General features: G+C 57.3%; 8 protein-coding genes and 1 pseudogene. 5 read left to right on the top strand and 4 right to left on the bottom strand.

The genetic code is table 11. The features are described from left to right. On the top strand, positions 1 to 247 hold a 247-nt coding region (locus CXY73_RS12585; protein WP_146071749.1), incomplete at its 5' end, for an SDR family oxidoreductase. Between the two features lie 155 nt (positions 248 to 402). Here the strand turns inward: CXY73_RS12585 and CXY73_RS23585 are convergent. The 3 genes and pseudogenes from CXY73_RS23585 to CXY73_RS23330 all read right to left on the bottom strand — a co-directional run. Next, the gene (locus tag CXY73_RS23585; protein WP_104177900.1) at positions 403 to 990 is read right to left on the bottom strand and encodes a PIN domain-containing protein; all 588 of its coding nucleotides are present in this window, start codon (positions 988 to 990) and stop codon (positions 403 to 405) included. A gap of 31 nt (positions 991 to 1,021) precedes the next feature. Beyond that, positions 1,022 to 1,477: a helix-turn-helix domain-containing protein gene (locus CXY73_RS12575; RefSeq protein WP_104177899.1), complete on the bottom strand. Its 456-nt coding sequence runs from the start codon at positions 1,475 to 1,477 to the stop codon at positions 1,022 to 1,024. Positions 1,478 to 1,653: 176 nt separating this feature from the next. Continuing rightward, positions 1,654 to 1,957, bottom strand: a pseudogene (locus CXY73_RS23330) (recombinase family protein); the annotation flags it as partial. A gap of 180 nt (positions 1,958 to 2,137) precedes the next feature. Between CXY73_RS23330 and CXY73_RS12565 the strand changes: the two are divergent. Beyond that, positions 2,138 to 2,335, top strand: coding sequence for a hypothetical protein (locus tag CXY73_RS12565; RefSeq protein WP_104177898.1), 198 nt, complete (start codon positions 2,138 to 2,140; stop codon positions 2,333 to 2,335). A gap of 16 nt (positions 2,336 to 2,351) precedes the next feature. Here the strand turns inward: CXY73_RS12565 and CXY73_RS12560 are convergent, their stop codons facing one another. Further along, positions 2,352 to 2,912 carry a recombinase family protein gene (locus CXY73_RS12560; RefSeq protein WP_104177897.1) on the bottom strand — a complete coding sequence of 187 codons (561 nt, stop codon included), beginning with the start codon at positions 2,910 to 2,912 and terminating at the stop codon, positions 2,352 to 2,354. Between the two features lie 572 nt (positions 2,913 to 3,484). Between CXY73_RS12560 and CXY73_RS12555 the strand changes: the two genes are divergently transcribed. From CXY73_RS12555 to CXY73_RS12545, 3 genes are read left to right on the top strand one after another with little or no spacing between them, the layout of a single operon-like run. Further along, on the top strand, positions 3,485 to 4,375 hold the full coding sequence (locus CXY73_RS12555) for a sce7726 family protein (protein WP_146071748.1): 891 nt from the start codon (positions 3,485 to 3,487) through the stop codon (positions 4,373 to 4,375). Positions 4,376 to 4,382: 7 nt separating this feature from the next. After that, entirely contained in the window at positions 4,383 to 5,522 is a 1,140-nt protein-coding gene (locus tag CXY73_RS12550) for a sce7725 family protein (RefSeq protein WP_233198307.1), read from the top strand. Beyond that, positions 5,471 to 6,340: an RES family NAD+ phosphorylase gene (locus tag CXY73_RS12545; protein WP_104177907.1), complete on the top strand. Its 870-nt coding sequence runs from the start codon at positions 5,471 to 5,473 to the stop codon at positions 6,338 to 6,340. Before CXY73_RS12550 ends, CXY73_RS12545 begins: the two co-directional genes overlap by 52 nt. Positions 6,341 to 6,503: the final 163 nt, after the last annotated feature.

Genomic DNA, 6,503 nt, shown 5'->3' with positions numbered 1-6,503 from the left:
CGCACCACCGCTGGCTCTCTTCGGCACGAACGGTGGCTCTGAACCGCACGATCGGGTGGCTCTCACCGCATCAAATACTCACCAGCCTCGGTTCCGGCGTTTCTGGATCGAAGACGCACCCCAGAAGCGGTCCACCACGCCGGACGAGGTCAGCCCTGAGGTTGTGTTTCTCGCTTCTGACGCAGCAAGCTTCATGTCTGACACGGTCATCATCGTCGACGGCGGCGGCGGATACACACTGTTCTGACGGTGGTCTCGGACGTCTCGAAAAAGCTAATGATTTCCAAGGTACGAAACAGGGCGGGCATGCAAGAATTTTCAACGGTGAGATTCTGCCGATCAGGTTTGACTCGGTAAGCCGTCTCAACGGACAGCGTATCAACGTGGATTCGGCGGGAGAACTCAGCGAGGCGGAGGTCCTGCGAGGAATCTCACATGCCCGCTCACTCGGGCAGCGAAGATCGGGCAGCCCGCATCGATGAGCGCGCCGGGCAATGGTTTGACGCTGTGCCCGCGGGCACGTTTGGCGTTCCAGTACTTCAGCTGTGCCATCGTGACTCGGCGGACGCAGTCCTGAGCTCCGTCGTCAACGAGGAGGAAAAACTCGTCGGGCGTGTAGATCTCGTAAGGGAGAAGATCGGGATCGCCGAAATCGCCGCCATTACTGGTAACCAGGATGTTGGAGCCGCCTGCGATAGCGGCGGCATGGACGTGCCGGTCATCCGGGTCAGAGCCGTGGAACTCGACGGAACCGTCGAAGTCAGCAACGATCTCATCGAGGTTCTCGATGAGATCGTCGTGCAGACGACGGGTTATATTTCCGTCGAGTTCGGGCTGCAGACGCCGACGGGCTCGAACCGTTTCAGTGACGACATCAATCGTTGAGTGGAGCTGGAACATCTGCTGCGTCTCGTTGCGCAGCAGGAAGAGCCAGTCGCGCGTCGTCCGACTAAGCAAGACGTTGGCGTCGACGAAGACTCTCTGAAGCATGAGTCTCAGGGTATCGGTTCAGCCGCACCAACTATTTGTGGTGAGTGAACAGTTCGTCGATTTCGTCGTCCAAACCCCGCAGCGAAGCGAACGCGGCGTTTCTTTTCTCGTCACGTGCACTGCGGAAGGCGAGCACGTCAGTGGTGACGAGGCGCGTGTGCGAGCCAACCTTCTTCGAAGGAATCGTGTCGGAGTTGACAAGCTTCATCAGTGTCGGACGTGACACCCCGAGCAACTCGGCGGCCGTCGTAGTGGTGAGTTCATCGGGGAGCGTCATCACGGAAACTGCACCGTGGGCTACCCGCTCGAGCACACGGGCGACGAAGATCCCGAGGCCCGGACTCAACCGAATCTCGCGGCCATCTTCGACGGTCACAGTAACGCCACTGAAGGCGTTATCGTGTGCTTCGTTGACAAGAGCAGCCGCTTGCGCGCGCAACTCCTCGTCGATAACAACGGTGCCGTTGGATAGGACGGTGGCCGTCATGTGTCCACTCTCCAAACAGTTCTCGCGTGTGGAACGCCGAATTAGACCACTCTAAGACGTTGCACTTATAAGTGCAACTGCTGAAGTCCTTGCTCCGCACCTCATATCATTGTGCATACTCGTCTGCACAAATGTCACAGTTCGCGACTGCACAACAACGCGATCGCCTCTGTGGTCTACGTGGACCTTGGTGGAAGGTATTTGTAGCCGGTTGGGCGGCTGATGCCGAAGTCGCGGGCAAGTACTGCTTTCGCGTTGCCAGCGGCGGCGCGCCGGATGAGTTCGGCCATCCTGTCGGCATTCAACGTCTTTCCTCTCCCTGTATGTACGCCGGCCTTTGGCGAGGGAGATACCTTCTCGTTACCGTGCCCGGATGAGCGCTCGTTCGAATTCGGCGAACGCCCCTATCACGGACAGCATGAACGTGGCCATCGCCGTGTCGTCTCCCGTGAAGATGAGGTTTTCCTGCACGAAGCGGGCCTGCACCTTCAGATCCGTGATCCGGCGGACGGGCCAACGCTGACGTCGTGATCACCTCCATGCTCACGCTCGGCACGCCTCGCGGCGAGGTTGCCGATCGTCTCTGAAGGGACGATTACGCGCGTCAAGCGGTCCTAGTGGACTGACATCGACCTCGACACGGTCTGCGCTCACGCCCTCATGTACGGCACTCCTCCGCCGATTGGACCGTACCGCACCTATCAAGTACCCATCATCGACCTCACCGGGCTCAACCTGACCGCCCTATCCGAGGCAGACGCCTACGCCCCGGCCTCCACGATCCGGGAAGACACCGACCCTCGAACGCGTTGGACCGAACTGATCGACACAGCAGGCATCCACCTCTCAACACACTGAATCGTCTATAGCCAGCTCAGTCCCCGGCGCGGAGGTAGACGTAGACAGTTTCTCGGCTGATCCCAAACTCTCGAGCAAGCACAGACTTCGGCACGCCAGCGGCAGCCTTCCCCCGCAGTTCGGCCGCGCGGGCCGTGTCCAGTGACGGGGTACGGCCACGGTAGACGCCACGCTTCTTGGCCAAGGCAATGCCCTCACGTTGACGTTCACGAATCAAAGACCGCTCAAACTCAGCAAACGCACCCATGACGTTCAGGAGCAGGTTCGCCATCGCGTTGTCGTCGCCCGTGAAGGAGAGCTGCTCTTTCACGAACTCGACCCGGACCTTCTTCGCGGTGAGCCGGCGCACAATTAGGCGTAGATCATCTAGGTTGCGGGCCAGGCGATCCATGGAATGCACGAGAACAGTATCGCCATCTCGAACGAACTTGATCATCTCCTCCAGCTCGGGCCGGTTCTGATCCTTCCCCGACGCCTTATCCTCAAACACCCGATCGACGTCGACGCCAGCAAGCTGACGGACAGTGTTCTGATCGAGAGTACTCACCCGCACATATCCAACTCGTTGACCCGCCATGCGACTTTCTCCCCTGTTCCGTCAGATTGAAGTCTAAGACCCCGCCGCGAGGGGTGTCCACCAATCAAAATATGACCCTACCCTGACAATATTTGATAAAGACGCCTGACGCCTAGCTGGGGTACACGCCAAATTGACAGTTCGGTGCTTGCTTCGACGCTTTCCGCTTCCCCGTTGACGCCTCTTCATATCTCGCAACCGTCCTTGCCCACAAGAATGGTAACGCCGGTAAAAACACACGTTTCGACACACGTTGACTCATCCGTCGCCCACGGACAATGATGCCCAGATCCCGGTCACTGGCCGAAATGCGTTCTGCTGCGCTCTCCACAATCGTGCATGGTTGATCTGTCTCGTCAATGTGTTTCGCAGCCCACGGGTTGTGAGACGCGTGCTCAACCACCCTCGTGGCGATTGGCCATGGGCGCGGCCATCCAACCATGTCGGGATCGCCTTCCTCACACGCGTGCATCGCCGCGCATAGCCTTTCCGCCGCATTCGTGGGGTAGCCTGCCCTTTAGAGTTTCTAAGGTAGTCTTTACAAGTAATAGGCGGCCATCTTAGGAGAACCCATGAGGACCTCCCCGACGGTCGAAACAGCGGCACTGACCCGGGTGTTCTCACGAGGAGTCGTGCGGGAGCTGGGTGAGACCGGACAGTCACCACTGTTAGCCCGTTTGCTTCAGCAGTCAGGAATTCCTGATTCCCTTCCAGCAGATGCGACATTGGCGGATGCATTTGATCTGGCGTTCTCGTCATTGCGCAGAATCGGTAATCGAGACGATTACGTCTATAGAGTCGCTGTGACTCAAAGGATCGCTCTCGGCCGCCACAACCTGCGGACTGCCACGATCGTAAATGAATTGCGTGCGAGAAAGTCTAAAGCCGATCTGGTTATCCTGAACGGGACGTCGACGGCATATGAAATCAAGTCAGAGCGAGACTCTTTTAGCCGACTGGCGGGGCAGATCGCCGACTACAGAGCAGTCTTCGCTAGCGTTTACGTGGTCACCAGTCCCATGCAGGCCTGCGCGGCCCTAAGCATTACTCCCAATGACGTGGGCGTTCTAGTATTGTCCTCAAGATTCCGACTTCAGGTCGAGCGTCAAGCGATTGATCAGCCAGAAAGGGTCGATCCACTCTCGATTCTCGACACGCTTCGCGTACAAGAAGCCATCGACGTAGCAAGTGATGCAGGGATCGATTTTCCTAACGTGCCAAATACACAGCGGTGGCACGTACTTCGGGAAATTTTCGCGAGCCTCGGCTCAAGGACAGTTCACGATGCGACGGTTCGAGTCCTACGGACTTCGAGGTCACGAGCCGAGTTGGAACCATACCTGAAAGAGCTGCCGTTGTCATTGCGTGCGGCCGCATTGGCTACCGACCTATCCGTCACTGCAAGACAGAACTTGACCGCAGCGGCGTGGCTCCCGCTCCGTACCGCCCTTGCCTGGAGTTAGGAGCAACATGTACTATCCGTTCTTTCGAGGGAAGCAGTTTGAGCTTCTTGCAATACGTGAATCGGCCGAAGTGATCTCTAACGCAGGCTTTATCCCGATAATTGAGCCCGTCCGCGAAGTCCTAAGCAGCCTAGACCGCGCGTTGCGAGAGCTCGTGTCGCGGGGGGCATCAGCAGCAGTCATTGTCAACCCCCGCTTGGGCGATCACCGGCACGACGGGGACGGGCTCGCTGCTTATTTAGAGGAAAGTTTTGGAGATAACGATGCTGTTCTCCCGGCCTTGCTCCTCACTAACCTTATGACGGTTGAGGACGCCATGAGAGCGATCTCGCCTTACGAAGATCGACCGTTGATGCTTGTCCACGCGGGATTTACAGATGGCAAAGGTCTTGCGGCCCAACTGACGGCGACTCAGCTGACGCATGTATTTTTGGATGCTCGCAACACTCTCTATCGTCGACCTTTTATAGGCGGCCACCGCATCTTGATCGAGGACGGTTTCGAGCGCAAGAAGAACGCTGATTACTCCCTCGTCGACCGATTCTCGGACCTTCACATAACCTATAGCGAGCTCGGTGCAAACGGTTACGGGGACTTTCTGACTGTCGGTGACTATTACGCGGAAGGTGGTGGACCCGCTTACGCAGTTGCTATCCACCTAACGTATATCGACACGGACCAAGACGATGCCATGTTCGTTTATCATTTTATTTCCGACTCGAACGACACACCAGTCGATCCGGCAGGCAAGTTTTCCCAAGCCCTCTCCAAGCTGATTGCACAGCTGGATAGCGCAGGGTCGTGTATTGAAGATACTTCGGCTGTCCAAGAGTTCCGCGAACTGCACGCGCGCGGCCATTTCCCTGGTCTCGGATACGTAAAAAAAACTCTCCATCAAGCACCATCTAGAGACCCTCGCTGCTTTTCAATCCCGTGGCTGAGCGACGGTGCTGCGCCGCGTGTTTCGGTGATATTCAGATTCGTAACGAATACATCCCTCAGTGCGATCCTGTTCGGGCGACCTGCGGCTATTGCGGCGCTCCAAATGCGGAAAGCGTGCTTCCGGAACGCCTCGCACAGTGGTTCGAGGCGCTCATGGCCTCCTACGAAATCGTCGATGACGGGGAGTCAATCATCAAGTTGCTAACTGATGAGTGGAACTTCTTCGACGGCTCAGGATTGAAGCCAGCCAGCGCAAAGGAATTACTCGCTGACGTATTAGACGATGGCGAGCTGGTGAGAAAGTCATTCGCCCCGATTCAATACTCGGCGGGTGGGAATCTCCGTCGCTGGGAAGACCTGCGTGATGAGATGATGCACCGCAACCGTTGGTTCCTTGATGACCCAATGGATATGGATCGAATAGCCGAGCTCCTCGGCCAGCTGATCGCAAGTTCGAAATCATTCGATCAGTCGACCTGGTACCGGGCGCGACTAATGAGCAGTGACGATCCATATCCGCTCAGCGAGATGAATGCACCTCCTCGGCATCTTGCTGGCCACGGACGAGCAAATCCTGCCGGAATTCCGTATCTTTACCTCGGCTCTACGCCAACGACGGCTGTCGCTGAACTACGTCCTCATACGGGGGAAAAAGCGTGCATTGCGGAGTTTGAATTGCCGGAGCTGAAGTTTGCCGATCTAAGGAATCCGCGAAAGCTAACGTCCCCTTTAGTCGGAGACGAGTCCGAAATTATTCGGCTGCGCGCCGACCTCCCCCTGCTAGAACGACTCGCCGACGAGCTCACCCGTCCTGTCCACCCGCGGGGCGCGCCCTATGAGTACATTCCCACTCAATACCTTTGCGAGTTCATCAAGTCGTGCGGATTCGACGGAGTCGTCTACCGCAGTTCCGTCAGCAGTGACAACGGGATCAATTTGGCCCTGTTCAACCCAGAAGCATTCGAAGCGTTGCGCGTCAGTCAGGTTTTAGTCGAGCGAGTAAGCGTTCAAATTGGCAATTAGCTCGCCGTCGCTCTGCCCCCACCTTGGACTTCGCAGGTTGCACTACCCAACGGGTCAAAAGCTCCTTGGATTGAGTTGGGCCATCGCCGGGAGCCGAACGTACTCGGCCAGAGGGGAGGAGCCGACCATCCGTCTTGTCGTTCTCTCGTGACACAATCACGTT

The sequence above is a fragment of the Cryobacterium sp. Y50 genome, from assembly GCF_002929805.1.
Lineage (GTDB): Bacteria > Actinomycetota > Actinomycetes > Actinomycetales > Microbacteriaceae > Cryobacterium.
Note: the sequence above shows the minus strand (reverse complement) of the source record. Positions and strands in the feature narration are given on the sequence as shown.